The sequence below is a fragment of the Pseudomonas entomophila genome, assembly GCF_023277925.1.
GTDB lineage: Bacteria > Pseudomonadota > Gammaproteobacteria > Pseudomonadales > Pseudomonadaceae > Aquipseudomonas > Aquipseudomonas entomophila_D.
Window position 1 is genome coordinate 4,442,390 of the sequence record NZ_CP063832.1, and the last position, 19,687, is coordinate 4,462,076.

The 19,687-nt window shown below is 64.1% G+C and carries 19 protein-coding genes; 11 read left to right on the plus strand and 8 right to left on the minus strand.

Features of this window, described 5'->3' with window-relative positions:
- Positions 1 to 5: 5 nt before the first annotated feature.
- Both IM733_RS19735 and IM733_RS19740 read right to left on the minus strand, forming a co-directional pair.
- Positions 6 to 2,132, minus strand: a complete 2,127-nt coding sequence (locus IM733_RS19735; RefSeq protein ID WP_248918124.1) for a type I secretion system permease/ATPase — start codon at positions 2,130 to 2,132, stop codon at positions 6 to 8.
- 120 nt (positions 2,133 to 2,252) lie between these two features.
- A complete protein-coding gene (locus tag IM733_RS19740) occupies positions 2,253 to 3,674 on the minus strand; it encodes a TolC family outer membrane protein (protein WP_248918125.1) in 1,422 nt (473 codons plus the stop codon).
- Between the two features lie 437 nt (positions 3,675 to 4,111).
- Here IM733_RS19740 and IM733_RS19745 point away from each other — a divergent pair, with 437 nt between their 5' ends.
- Entirely contained in the window at positions 4,112 to 4,831 is a 720-nt protein-coding gene (locus tag IM733_RS19745) for a carbonic anhydrase (RefSeq protein WP_248918126.1), read from the plus strand.
- A 189-nt stretch (positions 4,832 to 5,020) separates the two neighbouring features.
- Entirely contained in the window at positions 5,021 to 6,556 is a 1,536-nt protein-coding gene (locus IM733_RS19750) for a SulP family inorganic anion transporter (RefSeq protein WP_248918127.1), read from the plus strand.
- A gap of 72 nt (positions 6,557 to 6,628) precedes the next feature.
- Here the strand turns inward: IM733_RS19750 and IM733_RS19755 are convergent, their stop codons facing one another.
- Positions 6,629 to 7,270, minus strand: coding sequence for a hypothetical protein (locus tag IM733_RS19755; protein WP_248918128.1), 642 nt, complete (start codon positions 7,268 to 7,270; stop codon positions 6,629 to 6,631).
- A 379-nt stretch (positions 7,271 to 7,649) separates the two neighbouring features.
- Here IM733_RS19755 and coxB point away from each other — a divergent pair, with 379 nt between their 5' ends.
- Genes coxB through IM733_RS19775 form a run of 4 tightly spaced genes read left to right on the plus strand, consistent with a single transcriptional unit; the run spans position 7,650 to position 11,870 of the window.
- Positions 7,650 to 8,777, plus strand: a complete 1,128-nt coding sequence (coxB, locus tag IM733_RS19760) for a cytochrome c oxidase subunit II (protein ID WP_248918129.1) — start codon at positions 7,650 to 7,652, stop codon at positions 8,775 to 8,777.
- A 31-nt stretch (positions 8,778 to 8,808) separates the two neighbouring features.
- Complete coding sequence (ctaD, locus tag IM733_RS19765) at positions 8,809 to 10,398, plus strand: cytochrome c oxidase subunit I (protein WP_213659030.1); 1,590 nt, start codon at positions 8,809 to 8,811, stop codon at positions 10,396 to 10,398.
- Positions 10,399 to 10,408: 10 nt separating this feature from the next.
- A complete protein-coding gene (locus IM733_RS19770) occupies positions 10,409 to 10,966 on the plus strand; it encodes a cytochrome c oxidase assembly protein (protein ID WP_248918130.1) in 558 nt (185 codons plus the stop codon).
- 16 nt (positions 10,967 to 10,982) lie between these two features.
- On the plus strand, positions 10,983 to 11,870 hold the full coding sequence (locus IM733_RS19775) for a cytochrome c oxidase subunit 3 (protein WP_248918131.1): 888 nt from the start codon (positions 10,983 to 10,985) through the stop codon (positions 11,868 to 11,870).
- Positions 11,871 to 11,951: 81 nt separating this feature from the next.
- Here IM733_RS19775 and IM733_RS19780 read toward each other — a convergent pair whose 3' ends face one another.
- Positions 11,952 to 12,155 carry a twin transmembrane helix small protein gene (locus IM733_RS19780; RefSeq protein ID WP_011531515.1) on the minus strand — a complete coding sequence of 68 codons (204 nt, stop codon included), beginning with the start codon at positions 12,153 to 12,155 and terminating at the stop codon, positions 11,952 to 11,954.
- A 63-nt stretch (positions 12,156 to 12,218) separates the two neighbouring features.
- On the opposite strand from IM733_RS19780, the gene IM733_RS19785 reads away from it, so the two are divergent.
- Genes IM733_RS19785 through IM733_RS19805 form a run of 5 tightly spaced genes read left to right on the plus strand, consistent with a single transcriptional unit; the run spans position 12,219 to position 16,102 of the window.
- A complete protein-coding gene (locus tag IM733_RS19785) occupies positions 12,219 to 12,962 on the plus strand; it encodes an SURF1 family protein (RefSeq protein ID WP_248918132.1) in 744 nt (247 codons plus the stop codon).
- Complete coding sequence (locus IM733_RS19790) at positions 12,928 to 13,506, plus strand: hypothetical protein (RefSeq protein ID WP_248918133.1); 579 nt, start codon at positions 12,928 to 12,930, stop codon at positions 13,504 to 13,506. The genes IM733_RS19785 and IM733_RS19790 overlap by 35 nt, the downstream gene beginning before the upstream one ends.
- A gap of 9 nt (positions 13,507 to 13,515) precedes the next feature.
- Positions 13,516 to 14,589, plus strand: a complete 1,074-nt coding sequence (locus IM733_RS19795) for a COX15/CtaA family protein (protein ID WP_248918134.1) — start codon at positions 13,516 to 13,518, stop codon at positions 14,587 to 14,589.
- Positions 14,574 to 15,473, plus strand: a complete 900-nt coding sequence (gene cyoE / locus IM733_RS19800; RefSeq protein ID WP_248918135.1) for a heme o synthase — start codon at positions 14,574 to 14,576, stop codon at positions 15,471 to 15,473. Before IM733_RS19795 ends, cyoE begins: the two co-directional genes overlap by 16 nt.
- Positions 15,470 to 16,102, plus strand: a complete 633-nt coding sequence (locus tag IM733_RS19805) for an SCO family protein (RefSeq protein ID WP_248918136.1) — start codon at positions 15,470 to 15,472, stop codon at positions 16,100 to 16,102. The genes cyoE and IM733_RS19805 overlap by 4 nt, the downstream gene beginning before the upstream one ends.
- A gap of 105 nt (positions 16,103 to 16,207) precedes the next feature.
- On the opposite strand, the gene IM733_RS19810 is transcribed toward IM733_RS19805, so the two are convergent.
- The 4 genes from IM733_RS19810 to IM733_RS19825 all read right to left on the minus strand — a co-directional run bounded on the left by IM733_RS19810 (position 16,208) and on the right by IM733_RS19825 (position 19,605).
- Positions 16,208 to 16,978: a MetQ/NlpA family ABC transporter substrate-binding protein gene (locus IM733_RS19810; protein ID WP_248918137.1), complete on the minus strand. Its 771-nt coding sequence runs from the start codon at positions 16,976 to 16,978 to the stop codon at positions 16,208 to 16,210.
- Between the two features lie 64 nt (positions 16,979 to 17,042).
- Positions 17,043 to 17,714: a methionine ABC transporter permease gene (locus IM733_RS19815; RefSeq protein ID WP_011531522.1), complete on the minus strand. Its 672-nt coding sequence runs from the start codon at positions 17,712 to 17,714 to the stop codon at positions 17,043 to 17,045.
- The gene (locus tag IM733_RS19820; RefSeq protein ID WP_248918138.1) at positions 17,714 to 18,721 is read right to left on the minus strand and encodes a methionine ABC transporter ATP-binding protein; all 1,008 of its coding nucleotides are present in this window, start codon (positions 18,719 to 18,721) and stop codon (positions 17,714 to 17,716) included. Before IM733_RS19820 ends, IM733_RS19815 begins: the two co-directional genes overlap by 1 nt.
- 176 nt (positions 18,722 to 18,897) lie before the next feature.
- A complete protein-coding gene (locus IM733_RS19825) occupies positions 18,898 to 19,605 on the minus strand; it encodes a PA5502 family lipoprotein (protein WP_248918139.1) in 708 nt (235 codons plus the stop codon).
- Positions 19,606 to 19,687: the final 82 nt, after the last annotated feature.

Genomic DNA, 19,687 nt, shown 5'->3' on the forward strand with positions numbered 1-19,687 from the left:
GAGGATCAGCCCTGTTGCAGGCGGTGCAGCCTGGCGTAGTGCCCGGCCTGGTGCGCGAGCAGTTCGGCGTGGCTGCCTTGTTCGACGATCTGGCCGCGGTCGACCACGACGATGCGGTTGGCATCGCGCACGGCGGACAGGCGGTGGGCGATGATGATCACCGTGCGCCCCTGGCAGATCGACCGCATGTTCTGCTGGATGATGCGTTCGGACTCGTAGTCCAGCGCGCTGGTGGCTTCGTCGAAGATCAGGATGCGCGGGTCGCCGATCAGCGCCCGGGCAATGGCGATGCGTTGGCGTTGCCCGCCCGAGAGCGAAGCGCCGTGCTCGCCCACCATCGTGTCGTAGCCTTCGGCGAGTTCGAGGATGAAGTCGTGGGCACCGGCCAGGCGCGCGGCCTGCATGACGGTTTCCAGCGGGGTGCCGGGGTCACTGAGGGCGATGTTCTCGCGGATGCTGCGGTTGAACAGCAGGTTGTCCTGCTGCACCACGCCGATCTGCCGGCGCAGCGAGGACGCATCGGCCAGGGCCAGGTCCATGCCGTCGACCAGCACCCGGCCGCGTTCGGGCACATACAGCCGCTGCAGCAGGCGGGTCAGGGTGCTCTTGCCGGAGCCGGAGCGGCCGACCACGCCGATCACTTCGCCCGGCTCGATGCGCAGGCTGACCCCGCGCAGGATCTCCGAGCCGTCGGCACGGTAGCGGAAATGCACCTGGTCGAACTCGATGCCACCTTGCAATGGCGGCAGTGCGCTGCGGGCCGAGGACGACAGTTCCGTGCGGGTGTTGAGGATGTCGCCCAGGCGCTGCACCGACACGCCGGTCTGCTGGAAACTGGTCCACAGCTGGGCCAGGCGCATGATCGGCTGGGCCACGCGCCCGGCCAGCATGTTGAAGGCAATCAGTTCGCCCACCGTGAGCTGGCCGTCGATCACCAGGCGCGCGCCGAGCCACAGGGTGGCGACGGTCACCAGCTTGCCGATCAGACCGACGCTTTCGTTGGCCAGGGTCGACAGGGTCTGGGTCTTGAAGCCCGCGGCGACATAGGCCGCCAGCTGGTTGTCCCAGCGCCGCAGGACCTGCGGCTCGACGGCCATCGACTTGAGGGTGTCGATGCCGTTGACCGTCTCGACCAGGAATGCCTGGTTCTCGGCGCCACGGTTGAAGCTGTCCTGCAGGCGCTGGCGCAGCACCGGTGTGATCAGCAGCGAAACCAGCGCGTAGAGCGGCAGCGAAGCCACCACCACCAAGGTCAGCCAGCCGCTGTAGTAGAACATCACGGCGATGAACACCACCGAGAACAGCACGTCCATCACCAGGGTGATGGCGTTGCCGGTGAGGAAGTTGCGGATGTTCTCCAGCTCGCGTACCCGCGCCACCGAGTCACCGACTCGGCGCGCCTGGAAGTAGGCCAGCGGCAGGTGGATCAGGTGGTGGAACAGGCGTGAGCCCAGTTCGACGTCGATGCGGCTGGCGGTGTGGGCGAAGACGAAGCTGCGCAGGCCACTCAGGGCGGTTTCGAACAGCATGATGCCGAGCAGGCCGATGGCGATCACGTCCAGGGTGGTCAGGCCGTGGTGCACCAGGACCTTGTCCATCACCACCTGGAAGAACAGCGGTGTCAGCAGGGCGAAAATCTGCAGCACGAAGGACACCAGGGTCACCTCGCCGAGCAGCTTGCGGTGCTTGACGATGGCCGGGATGAACCAGGTGAAGTCGAAGCGCGAGGTTTCGCCGGCTACCGACGCTTCGCTGCGAACCAGCAGCAGCTCGCCGTTCCAGCGTTGCTCCAGGGCGGCCAGGTCGATGACCTGGGGCCGTTCGGCGCGCGGATCCTGGATCAGCACCTTGCCTTGGTCCATGCGGGCGATGATGAAGAAGCCGCCGTTTCGGTCCGCGGCGATTGCCGGCAATGGTGTATGCGCCAGGCGCTGCGGGTGGGTATCGACGCGTTTGGCCTTGAGGCCGAGCTTGCGCGCAGCCAGCAGCAGTTGAGGGGTGGCGAAGGCTTGCTGGCCATCGGTGAATTCGTGGGCCAGCTGTTCGCCGGAAGCCGCCACGTTGTGGAAACGGGCCAGCATCAGCAGGCAGATCAGCCCGGTGTCCGGGGTGTCTGTTGGGTGTTCACTCATAACGCGTCCATGCAGGCCGGGCGGCCTGGTAAAGCTACCTAATTTCAGTAGGTTAGCGTACTCGGTAAGAATTTGTAATCATTTTGCCATTATCGAATGATTGATATTTCACTCGATTGTTTAACTGGCGGCAGACTGCCTGGCCCTGGCCTCGGGTGGCAGGAAGTCGCGGTCCGGGTCGTAGTCGCGGCTCAGGTAGTGGGAGAGGTCGAGCAGGTCCTGGGGGGCCAGGCTACCGGCAGCCTGCTTGAGCTTGAGCGAATCGATGATGTAGTCGTAGCGGGCGTCGTTGTACTCGCGTACGGCCCGGTACAGCTGGCGTTCGGCGTTGAGTACATCGGCGGTGTTGCGCGAGCCGATAGCCCGGCCCACCTGGTTGGCCTTGAGCGATGCCTGGCTGGAGCGAATGCTCTGCTGGCGTGCCTGCACCTGCTCCACGTCGGCATTGACCGCGCGGTGCAGGTTGCGGGTTTGCAGTACCACTTCGCGGCGGCGGTCTTCGCGCTCGTCCTCGCTCTGGGCCAGGCGCTCGCGCGTTTCGCGGACCTGCGAGCTGGTCAGCCCGCCGGCATAGAGCGGGATGTTCAATTCAAGGCCCAGGGTGCCTTGGGCGATGTCGTCGCGGTAACCATTGCGCCCGAAATCGGTGGGGTTGCTGTAGCCGAAGCGATCGTTGTCGCCCTTGCGGTAGGACGCCACGGCATCGAGGGTCGGGGCGTGCCCGGCCTTGCGCTGGCGGTTGGCCTGTTCGGCGGCATCGACCGCGTGGCCGCTGGCCAGCAACGCGAGATTGCCTTGCACCGCCTGGTTGACCCAGGTGCTGGCGTTGTTGGGCATCGGCGGCTGGACCGGTAATTGATGGGCAATGCCGGCGATTTGCGCGTAGTCCTGGCGCGTGAGGCGCTGGAGCGCCTCGAAGGCGTCCTCGACTTTGCGTTGCGCCAGCTTGCGGTTGGCGCTGGCGTTGTCGAAGGCGGCCTGCGCATCGAGTACATCGGTGATGCTCGAGGCGCCATTGTGCAATCGCCCTTGGGCCTGCTCCTGCTGGCGTGCGAGCGCTTTCTCCTCGGCCTTCGAGGCGGCCAGCGCGTCGAGTGCACGCAGGGTGTCGAAATAGGCTTCGGCGGTTTGCAGGATCAGCGCCTGTTCCTTCGACGCCAGCTCCAGGCCTGCCTGGGCCGTGCCGGCCTCGGCGGCCTTGAGTGCGTACCAGCGATCCAGGCGCAGCAAGGGCTGGTTGAGGTTGGCCTGGTAGACCATGCCACTGCGGGTGCGGGTCAGGGCGGGCTCGTCACGCTGCAGGCGGGTGCTTTCGAAGGTGGCCCCGGCATTGAGGCTGGGCAGCAAGCCTGCCCGGGCTTGCGGCACCCGCTCACTCAGCGCCTGGTACTCGTGGCGGGCGGCGCTCAGGCGGGCGTCCTGCTCGACCGCATGGCGGTAGACATCCAGCAGTTCGGCGCGGTGGGGGTCGGCATGCAGTGCAGAGGAGCAGAACAGGCAGGTCAGTAGGGTGGCGCGGGCAAAGGCGGTACTGCGGGGCATGACGATCCGTGTCTGGCATTTGTAAAAGGGGGCGCATCCTATACTGGCAAAGTGCTTTAAATAAATCGGAACAGCGACATGTTGTTTGTCTGAAAGCTCGTGGTAGAGCGGTTGAAAGCGGATTTTCCGGTCACCGCCCTGGTCAAGCGAGAGCGCCCTCGCTAGGTTCAACCCGGCTAATCAACACCATTATTTGTACTCATGCCTCTTGGCACCTGATGTAATTTTGCTATTATCGAAAGCCCGCCAAAATGTTCTGGAACGCCCGTTCTAGAGCCTCCGGAATTAAGTTTCAGTTAAGATTTCTCCGCTAGCGTAGGAATCCAGTCCACAGCGACTGTGATCATTTGCCTGTGCGCGTCATCTAAATCCCCGCATAGCCAGAATCTTTCCCCGGTAAACTGGAACTTACCTTCAAACCGTCAAGAGGATGAATCATGCCCATCAAGGACCCATCCAAGGTTGTCCCGGCCGCACCCGCCGAAAGCGCCGATGCCGCCCTGAAGCATATCGTCGACGGCTTCCTGCGGTTCCACACCGAAGTCTTCCCCGAGCAGCAGGAGCTGTTCAAGAAGCTGGCCACCGCGCAAAAGCCGCGGGCCATGTTCATCACCTGCGCCGACTCGCGCATCGTCCCCGAGCTGATCACCCAGAGCTCGCCGGGCGACCTGTTCGTCACCCGTAACGTCGGCAACGTCGTGCCGCCGTATGGCCAGATGAATGGTGGTGTCTCCAGCGCCATCGAATACGCGGTGCTGGCGCTGGGCGTGCATCACATCATCGTCTGCGGCCACTCCGACTGCGGCGCGATGCGCGCGGTGCTCAACCCGCACTCGCTGGACAAGATGCCGACCGTTTCCGCCTGGCTGCGCCATGCCGAAGTGGCGCGCACGGTGATCGAGGACAACTGCTCCTGCGGTAGCGAGCATGAAAGCATGCAGCTGCTGACCAAAGAGAACGTCATCGCCCAGCTGCACCACCTGCGCACTCACCCTTCGGTCGCCTCGCGCCTGGCGGCCGGCCAGTTGCACATCCATGGCTGGATCTACGACATCGAAACCAGCCAGATCGAAGCCTACGATGCCGCCAGCGACCGCTTCCTGCCGCTGACCGCAGGCCAGCCGATCCCCTCCGCTACTCCGAGAGGCCGCTACTAAGCGCCCCGAACACGCTGAAACGACCTTGATAGCCGGCTGCACCCGATGGGTGCGGCGCGGTCTTCGCCTGCCTTGAATTTCCCTGGACGCCTTGCCGGCAAAACCGCTGGCGGCCCGCGCCTGCGCGCGATTCAGGGATCCCCGTGCCTACGGCCAGAGGAATGGCCGTGAACTTGAGAAAGGAGCGTCATGGTGAACAAGACACAGATCAAAGCGGCATTGCCGCGTGAGTTACTGGCCTCGGTGGTGGTGTTCCTGGTGGCCCTGCCATTGTGCATGGGCATTGCCATCGCCTCCGGTATGCCCCCGGCCAAAGGCCTGATCACCGGCATCATCGGCGGCGTCGTGGTGGGCTTCCTGGCGGGTTCGCCATTGCAGGTGAGCGGCCCGGCGGCGGGCCTGGCGGTGCTGGTATTCGAGTTGGTGCGTCAGCATGGCATGGCCATGCTCGGGCCGATCCTGTTGCTGGCGGGGTTGCTGCAGTTGCTGGCCGGGCGCCTGCGGCTGGGCTGCTGGTTCCGGGTGACGGCGCCGGCGGTGGTGTACGGCATGCTCGCCGGTATCGGCGTGCTGATCGTGCTGTCCCAGGTGCATGTGATGTTCGACACGGCGCCGCAGCCGTCGGGTGTGGATAACCTGCTGGGCTTCCCGGCGACGCTGGCTTCGGCCCTGCCTCTGGAAAGCGCGGGCAATGGCTGGCAGGCCGGCGCACTGGGCTTGGGCACCATCGCCATCATGTGGGGCTGGGAGCGCTTTCGCCCGCAACGTCTGCGCTTCATCCCCGGTGCGCTGCTCGGGGTCGCGGCGATGACTGTCGTCAGCTTGTGGCTGGCACTGCCGGTCAATCGTGTGCAGGTGCCTGCCGACCTGTCCCAAGCCATCGACTGGCTGCGCCCGGACGATTTGCTCAAGCTGGCCGACCCGACGTTGTTGGTAGCGGCCTTTGCCCTGGCGTTCATCGCCAGTGCCGAAACGTTGCTGTCGGCTGCCGCAGTGGATCGCATGCACAGCGGCCAGCGGTCGGACTTCGACCGTGAACTGTCGGCGCAGGGTGTCGGTAACATGCTCTGCGGCGTGCTCGGCGCGCTGCCGATGACCGGGGTGATCGTGCGCAGCTCGGCCAACGTGCAGGCCGGCGCGCAGACCCGGGCTTCGGCGATTCTGCATGGCCTGTGGTTGCTGGCCTTCGTGGTCGCGTTGAGCAGCGTGCTGCAGCAGATCCCGGTAGCGAGCCTGGCGGGTGTGCTGGTGTACACCGGCGTGAAGCTGGTGGATTTCAAGGCGTTCCGTAGCCTGGGCCGTTATGGGCGGATGCCGATGTTCACCTATGCCGCCACGGCACTGGCGATCGTGTTCACTGACTTGTTGACCGGTGTGCTGCTGGGATTCGCCCTCACCTTGCTGAAGCTGGCGTTCAAGGCGGCGCGGTTGAAGATCAACCTGGTGGCGCTGGAAGCGCCGGGGCATATGGAGCTGCGCATGAGTGGGGCGGCGACCTTCCTCAAGGTGCCGGCGCTGACCCAGGTGCTGGAGACCGTGCCGGAAGGGACGACGCTGCATGTGCCGTTGGGCAACCTGAGTTATATCGACCACTCCTGCCTGGAACTGCTGGAGGACTGGGGGCGCAGTGGCGCGGCCAAGGGGGCGCGGTTGGTGCTGGAGGAGCGGCGGCTGAAGCGACGGGTCGAGGGTAGGTTACGGACTACGGCAGGCGTTGAGGCGTGAGTGAGACAGTTCACCGGCAAGCCGGCTCCTACCTGGAGCCGGCTTGCCGGTGAATGGCTGCAAACAGTCAGCTCAAGCCGACTGCCCCAGTTCGACCCCGAGCTGGCGCGACAGGCACGGCCAGCGTTTCCAGGCTGCGCCGGTTTCCGGGCTCGACAGCCTGTCGCGGTAGGTTTCCACCGATTCGGCGGCAAAACTCTCGTCATCGAGCATTTCATCCACCGAATGGTGCACCACCTCGTCCAGCTGGTTGGCGAAGGTCTCGCCAATCAACTGGTGGGCGATCAGGTTGGCCACCGTGGTGTCCACCGGAATCAGCGGCTGCTGGAAGTGGCGGATGTACAGGTCGTTGACCTCCTCGACCAGGCGGTGCGCCAGGTAGGCCTCGTCCAGCAGGCAGTCGAGACCGACATGGCCGGCCATCACGCTGGGCGGCTGCAGGAAGTAGGCTTCGGCGATTTTCAGCACCGGTTTGATCTGCGACTCGATGCCGGCCTCAAGCGCCACGTTATGCGCGGCCTCGAGCAGTTCCGGAACCTCGTTGATGTAGGCGCTGACGAAACGTGCCAGCGTACCCTGGGCATCCTGCTGGGGTAATTGGATCGAGGGATGCAGGTGTGGCAGTTGCAGTTCGAGGCGGGCTTTCAGTTGGCCTGTGCGGCTCTCATGTTGATGGGCGGTTTCGATCTGCTCGCGTACAGCAGCGATGTTCATGACAACTCCAGGGACAAGGCGTTACAAACGGAAGACACTAAGTTAGCTTGCTTACGAGAATGCCTAAGACGCATTTGTTATATCTCTGAGACACGTGTAGGAAATTGGCTATATCAATGTGCCATCATTGTGTCCCGCCCCAGTATTCATGCGGCTTTCAGCGCAAACGTTTGGATGGGTGAAGATCATTTAAAACCCTTCATTGCGCACCATTGGTCGGTGTCTATACTCCGCTTGAAACGTGATTCGTTGATGAGGCCCGACTGCCGTTTGCAGGGGGCTCGGTCGTCGAAGCCAGGCAGTCTTGGCCACCGTTCCCCCCTATGTCGTAAGGTCGTCCGCGCCTCCGGGACTACAAGAACGATAAGGGGAACCCGCAATGATGCGACATCCACATGTCTGGATGGGCCTGTTGCTGTGGTCGGTGTTTGGTCAGGCACAGGCGGCATGGACCGTGAACATGGCTCCCGGGGCGACGGACGTCTCCAACGCCGTGTTCGACCTGCACATGACCATCTTCTGGATCTGCGTGATCATTGGCATCGTGGTGTTCGGCGCGATGTTCTGGTCGATGGTCATCCACCGCCGCTCCACCGGCCAGCAGCCCGCGCATTTCCATGAGCACACCTGGGTGGAAATCCTCTGGACCGTCGTCCCCTTCCTTATCCTCGTGGCCATGGCCATCCCGGCCACCAAGACCCTGATCGACATCTACGACGCCAGTGAGTCGGACATCGACATCCAGGTCACTGGCTACCAGTGGAAGTGGCACTACAAGTACCTGGGCCAGGACGTGGAGTTCTTCAGTAACCTGGCCACCCCCGCCGACCAGATCCACAACAAGGCGCCCAAGGACGAGCACTACCTGCTTGAAGTCGACCAGCCGCTAGTGCTGCCGGTAGGGGCCAAGGTGCGCTTTCTGGTCACTGCCGCCGATGTCATCCATTCGTGGTGGGTGCCCGCCTTCGCGGTCAAGCGCGACGCCATTCCCGGCTTCGTCAACGAGGCCTGGACCCGCATCGAGAAGCCCGGCATCTACCGTGGCCAGTGCACCGAACTGTGTGGCAAGGACCATGGCTTCATGCCGGTGGTGGTGGAGGTGAAGTCCAAGGCCGACTACGAGACCTGGCTGGGCGAGCGCAAGGCCGAGGCGGCCAAGCTCAAGGAGCTGACCAGCAAGGACTGGACCCTGCAGGAGCTGGTCGAACGCGGCGACAAGGTCTACCACACCACCTGCGTGGCCTGCCACCAGGCCGAGGGCCAGGGCCTGCCGCCGATGTTCCCGGCACTCAAGGGCTCGAAGATCGCCACCGGGCCGAAGGAAGGCCACCTGAGCATCGTCTTCCACGGCAAACCCGGCACTGCCATGGCCGCGTTCGGCAAGCAGCTGTCGGAAGTCGACATCGCCGCCGTGGTCACCTACGAGCGCAACGCCTGGGGCAACAACAAGGGCGACATGGTCACGCCGAAGGACGTGCTGGCGCTCAAGCAGGCAGAAAGCAAATGAACCGGTGCCCTAGGGTTGCAGGAGACAGGACATGAGTGCAGTGATCGACGACCACGCCCACGGTCATGAACACGCCCACGGCCCGGCCAAGGGCCTGATGCGCTGGGTGCTGACCACCAACCACAAGGACATCGGCACGATGTACCTGTGGTTCGCCTTCACCATGTTCCTGCTCGGCGGTTCGTTCGCCATGGTGATCCGCGCCGAGCTGTTCCAGCCCGGGCTGCAGATTGTCGAGCCGGCGTTCTTCAACCAGATGACCACCATGCACGGGCTGATCATGGTGTTCGGCGCGGTGATGCCGGCCTTCGTCGGGCTGGCCAACTGGATGATCCCGCTGATGATTGGTGCCCCGGACATGGCCCTGCCGCGCATGAACAACTTCAGTTTCTGGCTGCTGCCGGCGGCGTTCCTGCTGCTGGTCTCGACCCTGTTCAGCCCTGGCGGCGGGCCCAACTTTGGTTGGACCTTCTACGCCCCGCTGTCGACCACCTACGCCCCGGCCAGCGTAACGTTCTTCATCTTCGCCATCCACTTGATGGGCATCAGCTCGATCATGGGCGCGATCAACGTGATCGCCACCATCCTCAACCTGCGCGCCCCAGGCATGACCCTGATGAAGATGCCGCTGTTCGTCTGGACCTGGCTGATCACTGCGTTCCTGCTGATCGCGGTGATGCCGGTGCTGGCCGGCGTGGTGACCATGATGCTGATGGACATCCACTTCGGCACCAGCTTCTTCAGTGCCGCCGGCGGCGGTGACCCGGTGCTGTTCCAGCACGTGTTCTGGTTCTTCGGCCACCCCGAGGTGTACATCATGATCCTGCCCGCCTTCGGCGCGGTCAGTTCGATCATCCCGGCATTCTCGCGCAAGCCGCTGTTCGGCTACACCTCGATGGTCTACGCCACCGGGGCGATCGCCTTCCTGTCGTTCATCGTCTGGGCACACCACATGTTCGTGGTGGGCATACCGGTGGTCGGCGAGCTGTTCTTCATGTACGCCACCATGCTGATCGCCGTGCCCACCGGGGTGAAGGTGTTCAACTGGGTCAGCACCATGTGGGAGGGCTCGCTGACCTTCGAGGCGCCGATGCTGTTCGCCATCGCCTTCGTCATCCTGTTCACCATCGGCGGGTTCTCCGGGCTGATGCTGGCCATCGCCCCGGCGGACTTCCAGTACCACGACACCTACTTCGTCGTGGCGCACTTCCACTACGTGCTGGTGCCCGGGGCGATCTTCGGCATCTTCGCCTCGGCGTACTACTGGCTGCCGAAGTGGACCGGCCACATGTACGACGAAACCCTGGCCAAGCTGCATTTCTGGCTATCGTTCGTGGGCATGAACATGGCCTTCTTCCCCATGCACTTCGTCGGGCTGGCCGGCATGCCGCGGCGGATCCCCGACTACAACCTGCAGTTCGCCGACTTCAACATGGTGTCGTCGATCGGTGCGTTCATCTTTGGTGCCACCCAGGTGTTCTTCCTGTTCATCGTCATCAAGTGCATCCGCGGGGGTACGCCGGCCCCGGCCAAGCCCTGGGATGGCGCCGATGGTTTGGAGTGGACGGTGCCGTCGCCGGCGCCCTACCACACTTTCCAGACCCCGCCGGACGTGAAGTAGGAGCCCTGCGATGGACGGCCTGTCGCTCAAACGCCTGGTCACCCGCCTGCTGATGCTGACGGTGGTGATGTTCGCCTTCGGCTTCGCCCTGGTGCCGATCTATGACGTGATGTGCAAGGCCTTCGGCATCAATGGCAAGACTGGCGGGCAGTACGAGGGCAGCCAGGTCAGCGACCCGTCGCGTTCGGTACGGGTGCAGTTCATGTCGACCAATGCCGGCGACATGAGCTGGGAGTTCCACTCCACCGCCGACCAGCTCGAGGTCAACCCGGGAGCGGTGAACCAGATGATCTTCATCGCCCGCAACCCCACCGACAAGCCCATGAGCGCCCAGGCCATCCCCAGCATCACCCCGGCCGAGGCCGCGGCGTACTTCCACAAGACCGAGTGCTTCTGCTTCACCCAGCAGGTGCTGCAGCCGGGGGAGCGCATCGAGATGCCGGTGCGTTTCATCGTCGACCGCGACCTGCCGGAGTCGGTGAAACACCTGACCCTGGCCTACACCCTGTTCGACATCACCGCTCGCCACCCTCCGGTCGCCCATGTCGCGACCGAGGCCGCCCGTTGAGGGAAGGAGATCAACCATGGCAAGCCACGAGCATTACTACGTCCCGGCGCAGAGCAAGTGGCCGATCATCGCCACGATCGGCATGTTCATCACCGTGTTCGGCCTGGGCACCTGGTTCAACGACCTCAAGGCCGGCCACCCGGAATCCCACGGGCCGCTGATCTTCTTCGTCGGCGGGTTGTTCCTGGCGTACATGTTGTTCGGCTGGTTCGGCGCGGTGGTCAAGGAGAGCCATGCGGGGCTTTACAGCGCGCAGATGGACCGCTCGTTCCGCTGGGGCATGAGCTGGTTCATCTTCTCGGAGGTGATGTTCTTCCTGGCGTTCTTCGGGGCGCTGTTCTATGTGCGGGTGCTGGCAGGGCCCTGGCTGGGGGGCGAGGGGCACAAGGGCGTGGCGCACATGCTCTGGCCCAACTTCGAGTTTGTCTGGCCACTGCTGCACACGCCCGATCCGAAACTGTTCCCGCCACCGAAGGAAGTCATCGACCCGTGGCACCTGCCGTTGATCAACACCATCCTGCTGGTGAGCTCCAGCGTGACCGTGACCATCGCCCACCATGCCTTGCGCAAGGGGCATCGCGGCCCGCTGAAACTCTGGCTGGGGCTGACGATCCTGCTAGGGCTGTCATTCCTGGCGTTGCAGGCCTACGAGTACCACGAGGCCTACACCAAGCTGGGGTTGACGCTGGGGTCTGGGATCTATGGCGCGACGTTCTTCATGCTCACGGGCTTTCACGGTGCGCATGTGACGTTGGGGACGGTGATCCTGTTCGTGATGTTCTGCCGGGTGTTGCGGGGGCATTTCAACCCGGAGAAGCACTTCGGCTTCGAGGCGGCGAGCTGGTACTGGCACTTCGTCGATGTGGTGTGGGTGGGGTTGTTCATCTTTGTGTATGTGCTGTAGGGGCAGCGTCAGCCGCGACGCAGGCACCCGCTTTGTGGGTGATCGCGGCTGACGCCGCTCCTACAGGGGGTGGAGGTGATTTCAGAAGGGGGCGTGCGATACCAGCTGGCCGCTGATGAAGCCCCAGGCCACCAGCCCGATGGTCAGGGCCGCCAGGGTGACACGCACGGTCAGGGCCTTGAGCAGGCGGGTCGAGTGGTCATCGTCCTTGACCAGGAATACCAGGCCACTGAACAGGCTGGCGACCGTGGCCAGCAGCATCAGGACAATCGCGGCCTTGAGCATGGCGCTACTCCGGGGGGATGCGGTGATGAGGACAAGTATAGCGGTTGCCCAGACGAGGCCCCGATGAGGCCGTTTCGTCCGGGCTGGGTCCCGACCTTGGTGGTGCTCGCGCTGCTGCCGGGGCTGATCGCGCTCGGCTGCTGGCAGCTACGCCGCGCCGACGAAAAGCGCGCCCTGCTCGATACCTACACTGAACGCCAGATCGAGGCGCCGGTGGCCGCCGCGCAGTTGCGCCAGTTGCCGGACCCAGCCTTCTACCCCGTGCACCTCTACGGCCGTTTCGACGCCGCGCACAGCCTGCTGCTGGATAACCAGCTGCGCGATGGCAAACCTGGCGTCGAGCTGCTGCAGCCCTTCCACGACCAGGCCAGCGGGCAGTGGCTGCTGGTCAATCGTGGCTGGCTGGCCTGGCCGGATCGTCGCGTGCCGGTGCGTTTCGACACCCCTGACCAGCCGCTGGCGCTGGAGGCCTCGGTGTATGTCGCGCCCGGCAAGACGTTCCAGCTCCACCCCGATTCGACCGAGGGCCGGTGGCCGCATCTGCTCACCGCCATCGACCCGGCTGCGCTCTGGCAACAATTGGGCCGTGAAGGATTTTCCCACGAACTGCGACTGCAACCGGGCCCCGCCAGCTACCGGCTGGACTGGCCGGTAGTCGCCATGGGGCCTGAAAAGCACCTGGGCTATGCCGTGCAGTGGTTCGCCCTGGCTGCGGCATTGCTGCTGCTCTACCTCTATTTCGGCTGGCATCACAACGACAAGGAGAACCGCCATGGCCGCCGCCACCCGTCCATTGCACGCACCTGAGGGCCGCAAGGCCCGCGGGCGCTTGCAGTTGCTGCTGATCCTGTTCGTCGTGCTCGGGCCGATGATCCTTGCCACCAGCATGTACAAGTTGCAGTTCTGGGTGCCGGATGGGCGCAGCTATCACGGTGTGATGATCGGCAACGGCCTGGGTCGGGCCGACATTGGCATCGATGCCCAGGATGAACGGTGGCAACTGCTGGTCAGCGCCCCCGAGGCCTGCGCCGAAGACTGTCGGCAGTTGGTGTACCTGGCCCGGCAGATCCAGATCGGGTTGGGCCGCGACGCTAGCCGCGCCAGCCATGCCCTGGCCTCGGCCCAGGCGTTGGATGGCGATTACCAGGGCGTGCTCGAGCGTGAGTACCCGCAGTTGCAGCGCTATCCGCTGGATACCGCGCGCTACCGGCAAAAAGTCAGTGAGCCTGGCCCGCAGCTGTGGATCGTCGACCCCCACGGCAACCTGGTGCTGCGCTATGACGCCAAGGTCAACGGCAAGCGGGTGCTGGACGACCTGCGCCACCTGCTCAAGCTGTCTAACATCGGCTAGGAGGCCGCCATGGCCAGACCCGGATTCCGCCTCGCTGTGTTCGCCACCCTGCTGGCGCTGCTGGTCGTGCTGCTAGGGGCCTACACCCGGCTGACCCACGCCGGCCTCGGCTGCCCGGACTGGCCGGGTTGCTACGGCTTCATCAGCGTGCCCAAGACCGATGCGCAGCTGGCCCATGCCGAGCTGCATTTCCCCGAGCACCCGGTCGAGGAAGCCAAGGGCTGGGCGGAGATGGTCCATCGCTATTTCGCCGGTACACTGGCGCTGGTGATCGCCCTGCTCGCCTTCCAGGCCGTGCGTCGGCATGCCCGCGATGGCCAACCCTATCGTTTGCCGCTGCTGTTGCTGGGGGTCGTGCTGGCCCAGGCGGCGTTCGGTATGTGGACGGTGACCTTGAAGCTCTGGCCCCAGGTGGTCACGGCACACTTGCTCGGGGGCTTCACCACGGTCAGCCTGCTTTTCCTGCTATCCCTGCGTCTATCCCGGGCCTTTGCGCCACTGCCGAAACTGCCCCTGAGCCTGCGCCGTATCGCCGCGTTGGCACTGCTGGTGGTGATCGGCCAGATCGCCCTGGGCGGCTGGGTCAGTTCCAACTATGCGGCGGTGGCCTGCATCGACCTGCCCACCTGCCATGGCCAATGGTGGCCGGCGGCGGACTTCAGCAACGGTTTCCACCTCACCCAGCACGTTGGCCCCAACTACCTGGGCGGGCAACTGGACAGCGATGCGCGTACGGCGATCCATATCAGCCATCGCCTCGGTGCCTTGCTGGTGTCGCTGGTGCTGCTGATGCTCAGCTGGAAGCTGCATCGCAACGGCCTGGCCGGCCTGGCGTGCCTGGTACTGCTGGCGCTGGCGCTGCAAGTCGGGCTGGGCGTGAGCAACGTGCTGCTACACCTGCCGCTGGCCGTGGCTGTGGCCCACAACGCTGGCGGTATCCTGCTGCTGCTGAGCATGGTGTTGGTGAACTACCGCATCCGCGTGGCCGACAAGGTACGTGTCGGCCTAGGCTGGCGCCTCACCCCGGTGAGCAACGTCGGGCTCCCCCATCACATGAGGAATGATTCGTGGCGACGCTTCTGAGCACGGAACGCCAACGCGCTGGCTGGCGCGACTACATGGAGTTGACCAAGCCCAAGGTGGTGGTGCTGATGCTGATCACCTCGCTGGTGGGCATGTTTCTCGCCACTCGCGCTGGCGTCGCCTGGAACGTGCTGCTGTTCGGCAATCTGGGGATCGGCCTGTGCGCGGGGGGCGCGGCGGTGGTCAACCACGTGGTGGACCGGCGCATCGACGCGCTGATGGCCCGCACCCACAAACGCCCGTTGGCCCAGGGCCGGGTCGCGCCGCTGCCGGCCCTGGCCTTCGCCTTGCTGTTGGCGGTGATGGGCTTGGTTTTGCTGCTGGCATTCACCAATACCCTGACCGCCTGGCTGACCCTGGCGTCGCTGTTGGGTTATGCGGTGCTCTACACCGGCTTTCTCAAGCGCGCGACGCCGCAGAACATCGTGATCGGCGGCCTGGCCGGTGCGGCCCCGCCGTTGCTGGGCTGGGTGGCGGTGAGCGGGCATGTGGGCGCCGAGCCGCTGTTGCTGGTGCTGATCATCTTCGCCTGGACCCCACCGCACTTCTGGGCCTTGGCCATCCACCGCAAGGCCGAGTACGAAAAAGCCGATATTCCCATGCTGCCGGTGACCCATGGCGAGCGCTACACTGCGCTGCATATCCTGCTCTATACCCTGATTCTGCTGGCTGTCAGCCTGTTGCCCTATGCCATCCACATGAGCGGCCCGCTCTACCTGGCCTGTGCCCTGGCCCTGGGCCTGCGCTTCCTGCACTGGGCCTGGGTGTTGTACCGTGGCACCCGGCCGCACGCGGCGATCAAGACGTTCAAGTACTCTATCGGCTACCTGTTCGCCCTGTTCATCGCGCTGCTCGTTGACCACTACCTGCTGTTGAACCTATGACCCGAACCCAGAAAACCGTCTTCATCCTCGTTGCCGTGGTCGCGCTGATCATGGGCCTGACCGTCAACAAGGTGCTCAGTGACCGCGGTCAGCTGAACCCTACCGAACTGATCGACGCCGGCATCATCCTGCTGCCCCAGAGCCGCACGGTGCCGGACGTGAAGATGACCGACCAGAACGGTCAGCCCATCGCGCTGGACCAGCTCAAGGGCAAATGGTCGCTGTTGTTCTTTGGTTACACCTACTGCCCGGACATTTGTCCGACCACCCTCGCCCAGCTGCGCCAGGTGAAGAGCGAGCTGCCCAAGGAGGCCGTCGAGCGCCTGCAGGTTGTGTTGGTCAGCGTGGACCCTAACCGTGACACGCCGAACCAGCTCAAGCAGTACCTGGGCTATTTCGACAAGGATTTCGTCGGGGTGGCGGGGTCGATCGAGGATACCCAGAAACTGGCCAATGCCTTGAGCATCCCGTTCATTCCGGCCGATACCAGCAAGCCGGGCTACACCGTGGACCACAGCGGCAACCTGGCGGTGGTCGGGCCGGATGGGCGCCAGCGCGGGTTCATTCGCGCGCCGTTCAATAACCAGAAGCTGGTGGCGCAGTTGCCGGGGCTGGTCAAGCGCGATTGAGCCGGCACTGAAAGCATCGCGGATAAACCCGCCCCTACAGGTTCAGCGCTGGCCCTGTAGGGGCGGGTTTATCCGCGAAGCGTGTAACGTTATCTGCCTGTTGGCTTAGAACGCCGGAATCACCGCGCCTTTGTACTTCTCGGTGATGAACTGCTTCACCTCAGGCGAGTGCAGGGCCGCGGCCAGCTTCTTCATGGCATCCGCGTCCTTGTTGTCCGGACGGGCCACCAGGATGTTCACGTAAGGCGAGTCGCTGCCTTCGATGACCAGCGCATCCTTCTCCGGGTTCAGCTTGGCCTCAAGCGCATAGTTGGTGTTGATCAGCGCCAAGTCCACTTGAGTCAGCACACGCGGAATGGTCGCCGCTTCCAGCTCGCGGAACTTCAGCTTCTTGTCGTTGCCGGTGATGTCTTTCACGGTCGACAGGATGTTCTTGTTGTCCTTGAGCTTGATCACCCCGGCCTTGTCCAGCAGCAGCAGGGCGCGGCCGCCGTTGGTGGCGTCGTTGGGGATGACCACGGTGGCGCCGGAAGGCAGCTCGTCGAGTTTCTTGAGCTTGGTGGAGTAGGCGCCCAGGGGCTCCAGGTGCACGCCGGTGACGCTGACCAGCTGGGTGCCCTTGGCCTTGTTGAACTCATCCAGGTACGGCTGGTGCTGGAAGAAGTTGGCGTCCAGGCGCTTTTCCGCGACCTGCACGTTCGGCTGGATGTAGTCGGTGAACTCCTTGACCTTCAGCTCCACGCCCTCTTTGGCCAGCTGTGGCTGGACGAACTTGAGGATCTCGGCGTGCGGCACCGGGGTGGCGGCGACGGTCAGGGTCTCGGCGTGGGCCGAGAAGGCCGCGACAGCGGCGACAACAGCAAGCAGCTTCTTCATTGATCACTCCTTGTGAGGGCCGCGACGGCCCCCGAACGGGTCGGCCAGGCCGACCCCATTGGGGTTACTTACGGGAAAAGTGCACGACCAGCTTGTCGCCGACGCTCTGCAGCACCTGCACCAGCACCAGCAGCAATACCACGGTGACCACCATCACGTCGGTCTGGAAACGCTGGTAACCGAAGCGGATGGCCAGGTCGCCGAGGCCGCCCGCGCCCACCACGCCGGCCATGGCGGTGTAGGAAACCAAGGTGATGGCGGTGACGGTGATCGCTGCAAAGATGCCCGGCCGGGCCTCCGGCAGCAAGGCGTTGGTGATGATCTGGCGGGTGGTGGCGCCCATCGACTGGGTGGCTTCGATGATGCCGCGGTCCACTTCACGCAGGGCGGTCTCCACCAGGCGGGCGAAGAACGGTGTGGCACCCACCACCAGCGGCGGGATGGCGCCAGCGACGCCCAGCGAGGTGCCGGTGATCAGCACGGTGATCGGGATCATCACGATCAGCAGGATGATGAACGGCAGCGAGCGCAGGATGTTCACCACCAGCGAAAGCAGCGCGTACACGCCCTTTTGCTCGAACATCTGCCGCGGTCCGCAGAGGAACAGCAGCACGCCCAGCGGCAGGCCCAGCAGCACGGTGAAGAACAGCGAGCCGAACAGCATGATCATGGTGTCGACGGTGGCCAGCCAGATTTCGGCCCAGTCGACGTTGGCGAAGAAATTCAGGGCGTCCATCAACGCAGTACCTCCATATGTACGTCAGCTGCCTTGAAGCGGGCGAACGCCGCTTCCATGTCTCCGCCGATCAGGGCGAGGGTGAGCTGGCCATAGGGGACATCCTTGATGCGGTCGATGCGCCCGGCGAGGATGCTGTAGTCCACACCGGTCTCGCGGGCCACGGTGCCCAGCAGCGGCGCGTAGGTGGCGTCGCCTTGGAAGGTCAGGCGCACGATGCGGCCCGGTACGTGGGCGAAGTCGTCACGTTGCTCGCCTTCGTCGACCTGCTCGTCTTCCTGGACGAAGCGTTTGGTGGTCGGGTGCTCAGGGTGCAGGAACACCTCGGCGACCGGCCCCTGTTCGACGATATGCCCGGCGTCCATTACCGCCACGCGGTCACAGACCCGGCGGATCACGTCCATCTCATGGGTGATCAGCACGATGGTCAGCTTCAGCTCGCGGTTGATCTCGGCCAGCAGTTGCAGCACCGAGGCGGTAGTCTGCGGGTCGAGGGCGCTGGTGGCTTCGTCGCACAGCAGGATCTTGGGGTTGGTGGACAGCGCGCGGGCAATGCCGACCCGCTGCTTCTGCCCGCCCGACAGCTGTGCCGGGTACTTCCTGGCGTGGTCCTGCAGGCCGACGCGGGCCAGCAGTTGGGTGACGCGCTTGTCGATTTCGCCACGGGACAGCTCGCCGGCCAGCACCAGCGGCAGGGCGACGTTGTCGGCGACGGTCTTCGAGGCCAGCAGGTTGAAGTGCTGGAAGATCATCCCGACCTGCTGGCGGAAGCGGCGCAGCTGGTTCGCATCGAAGGCGGTGACGTCTTCGCCATCGACGATGATCTTGCCACCGCTCGGGGCTTCGAGGCGGTTGATCAGGCGCAGCATGGTGCTCTTGCCGGCACCGGAGTGGCCAATCAGGCCGAACACCTGGCCATCTTCGATGGTCAGGCTGGTCGGGTTCAGGGCCGGGATATCCCTACCGTCGACACGGTAGGTCTTGTGGACGTTTTGAAACTCGATCACTGAGCGAACCTTGTGGGGCGCATGGAATGTGGGCCAGCGGTTAGCCGGGGTCGCGCATTTTAGCCTTTTCCAATAGCTGTACTTATCATTTATTTCTGATTCGTCCAATCAATTGGGCATAACGCGACGATTGGTGCGCCTGATCGAACGTAATCGCGGGCTTGCCCCGCGATTGATCACTGCCGATGGGGAACCAGCACTACCTGCGCGGGCAACGAGCGCTGGATCTCATGCTTCTGCTTCAGCGCGAAACCGCTGTCGAGCTTGCGCACGCGTTTCTCCAGCAGGGTCTTGAGCCACGGGGCGTCTTGCGTGCGGGGCACCTGGAACACCACCTCGCACTGGTAATTGACCACGTCCGAGGCGATGTCATCGAGTTGGCGTCGCAGGGTGCGGCTATCGGTGGTCTTGAGCGCCACCACAGTGTTTGGAGCGGTCGGGTCGATCAGCCGTGCCTGCGGTTGCTTCTCCGCAGCCTTGAGCGCCGCTTCAGCCTTTTCCAGTTCAGCCTTGCGGGCATTGGCCATGGCATCGCCACCGGTCAGGGCCGGGGCTTTTGGCATTAGCGCCCGGGCGCGGGCCAGGGCGGTGGCGGCGGCATTGACGTCGCCCTTCTGCAGGACGATCTGGCTGCGGCGCAGATAGGCTTCGGCCAACTGCCGCTGGTGGGGCACAAGGCGTGCGTCGTCGGGTGACTGCGCCTGTAGCGCGGCGAGCTGGTCCTCGGCGGTGGCCAACTCGCTGGCGGCGATACTGTGTTCCAGCTGCTGCCAGGCATCCGGCTGGACAGGCGCCATCGACTGTTCGGCCGGCTTGCTGGAACAGCCGGCCAGGAACAGGGAAAACACGGCAACAAGCAGATAACGTGAGGCGAACGGCTTCATTCCTGCGACTCTCTATTTGCGCAAAAAGCGAGCAAGTCTACACCCAGGTGCGCACGCTCGAAAACAGGCCATACAGACCTTT

What these genes read in the sequence shown, in the direction of transcription:
- IM733_RS19735 (WP_248918124.1), bottom strand. Translation starts at nt 2,132, where the DNA reads ATGAGTGAACACCCAACAGACACCCCGGACACCGGGCTGATCTGCCTG.
- IM733_RS19740 (WP_248918125.1), bottom strand. Translation starts at nt 3,674, where the DNA reads ATGCCCCGCAGTACCGCCTTTGCCCGCGCCACCCTACTGACCTGCCTG.
- IM733_RS19745 (WP_248918126.1), top strand. Translation starts at nt 4,112, where the DNA reads ATGCCCATCAAGGACCCATCCAAGGTTGTCCCGGCCGCACCCGCCGAA.
- IM733_RS19750 (WP_248918127.1), top strand. Translation starts at nt 5,021, where the DNA reads ATGGTGAACAAGACACAGATCAAAGCGGCATTGCCGCGTGAGTTACTG.
- IM733_RS19755 (WP_248918128.1), bottom strand. Translation starts at nt 7,270, where the DNA reads ATGAACATCGCTGCTGTACGCGAGCAGATCGAAACCGCCCATCAACAT.
- coxB (WP_248918129.1), top strand. Translation starts at nt 7,650, where the DNA reads ATGATGCGACATCCACATGTCTGGATGGGCCTGTTGCTGTGGTCGGTG.
- ctaD (WP_213659030.1), top strand. Translation starts at nt 8,809, where the DNA reads ATGAGTGCAGTGATCGACGACCACGCCCACGGTCATGAACACGCCCAC.
- IM733_RS19770 (WP_248918130.1), top strand. Translation starts at nt 10,409, where the DNA reads ATGGACGGCCTGTCGCTCAAACGCCTGGTCACCCGCCTGCTGATGCTG.
- IM733_RS19775 (WP_248918131.1), top strand. Translation starts at nt 10,983, where the DNA reads ATGGCAAGCCACGAGCATTACTACGTCCCGGCGCAGAGCAAGTGGCCG.
- IM733_RS19780 (WP_011531515.1), bottom strand. Translation starts at nt 12,155, where the DNA reads ATGCTCAAGGCCGCGATTGTCCTGATGCTGCTGGCCACGGTCGCCAGC.
- IM733_RS19785 (WP_248918132.1), top strand. Translation starts at nt 12,219, where the DNA reads ATGAGGCCGTTTCGTCCGGGCTGGGTCCCGACCTTGGTGGTGCTCGCG.
- IM733_RS19790 (WP_248918133.1), top strand. Translation starts at nt 12,928, where the DNA reads ATGGCCGCCGCCACCCGTCCATTGCACGCACCTGAGGGCCGCAAGGCC.
- IM733_RS19795 (WP_248918134.1), top strand. Translation starts at nt 13,516, where the DNA reads ATGGCCAGACCCGGATTCCGCCTCGCTGTGTTCGCCACCCTGCTGGCG.
- IM733_RS19805 (WP_248918136.1), top strand. Translation starts at nt 15,470, where the DNA reads ATGACCCGAACCCAGAAAACCGTCTTCATCCTCGTTGCCGTGGTCGCG.
- IM733_RS19810 (WP_248918137.1), bottom strand. Translation starts at nt 16,978, where the DNA reads ATGAAGAAGCTGCTTGCTGTTGTCGCCGCTGTCGCGGCCTTCTCGGCC.
- IM733_RS19815 (WP_011531522.1), bottom strand. Translation starts at nt 17,714, where the DNA reads ATGGACGCCCTGAATTTCTTCGCCAACGTCGACTGGGCCGAAATCTGG.
- IM733_RS19825 (WP_248918139.1), bottom strand. Translation starts at nt 19,605, where the DNA reads ATGAAGCCGTTCGCCTCACGTTATCTGCTTGTTGCCGTGTTTTCCCTG.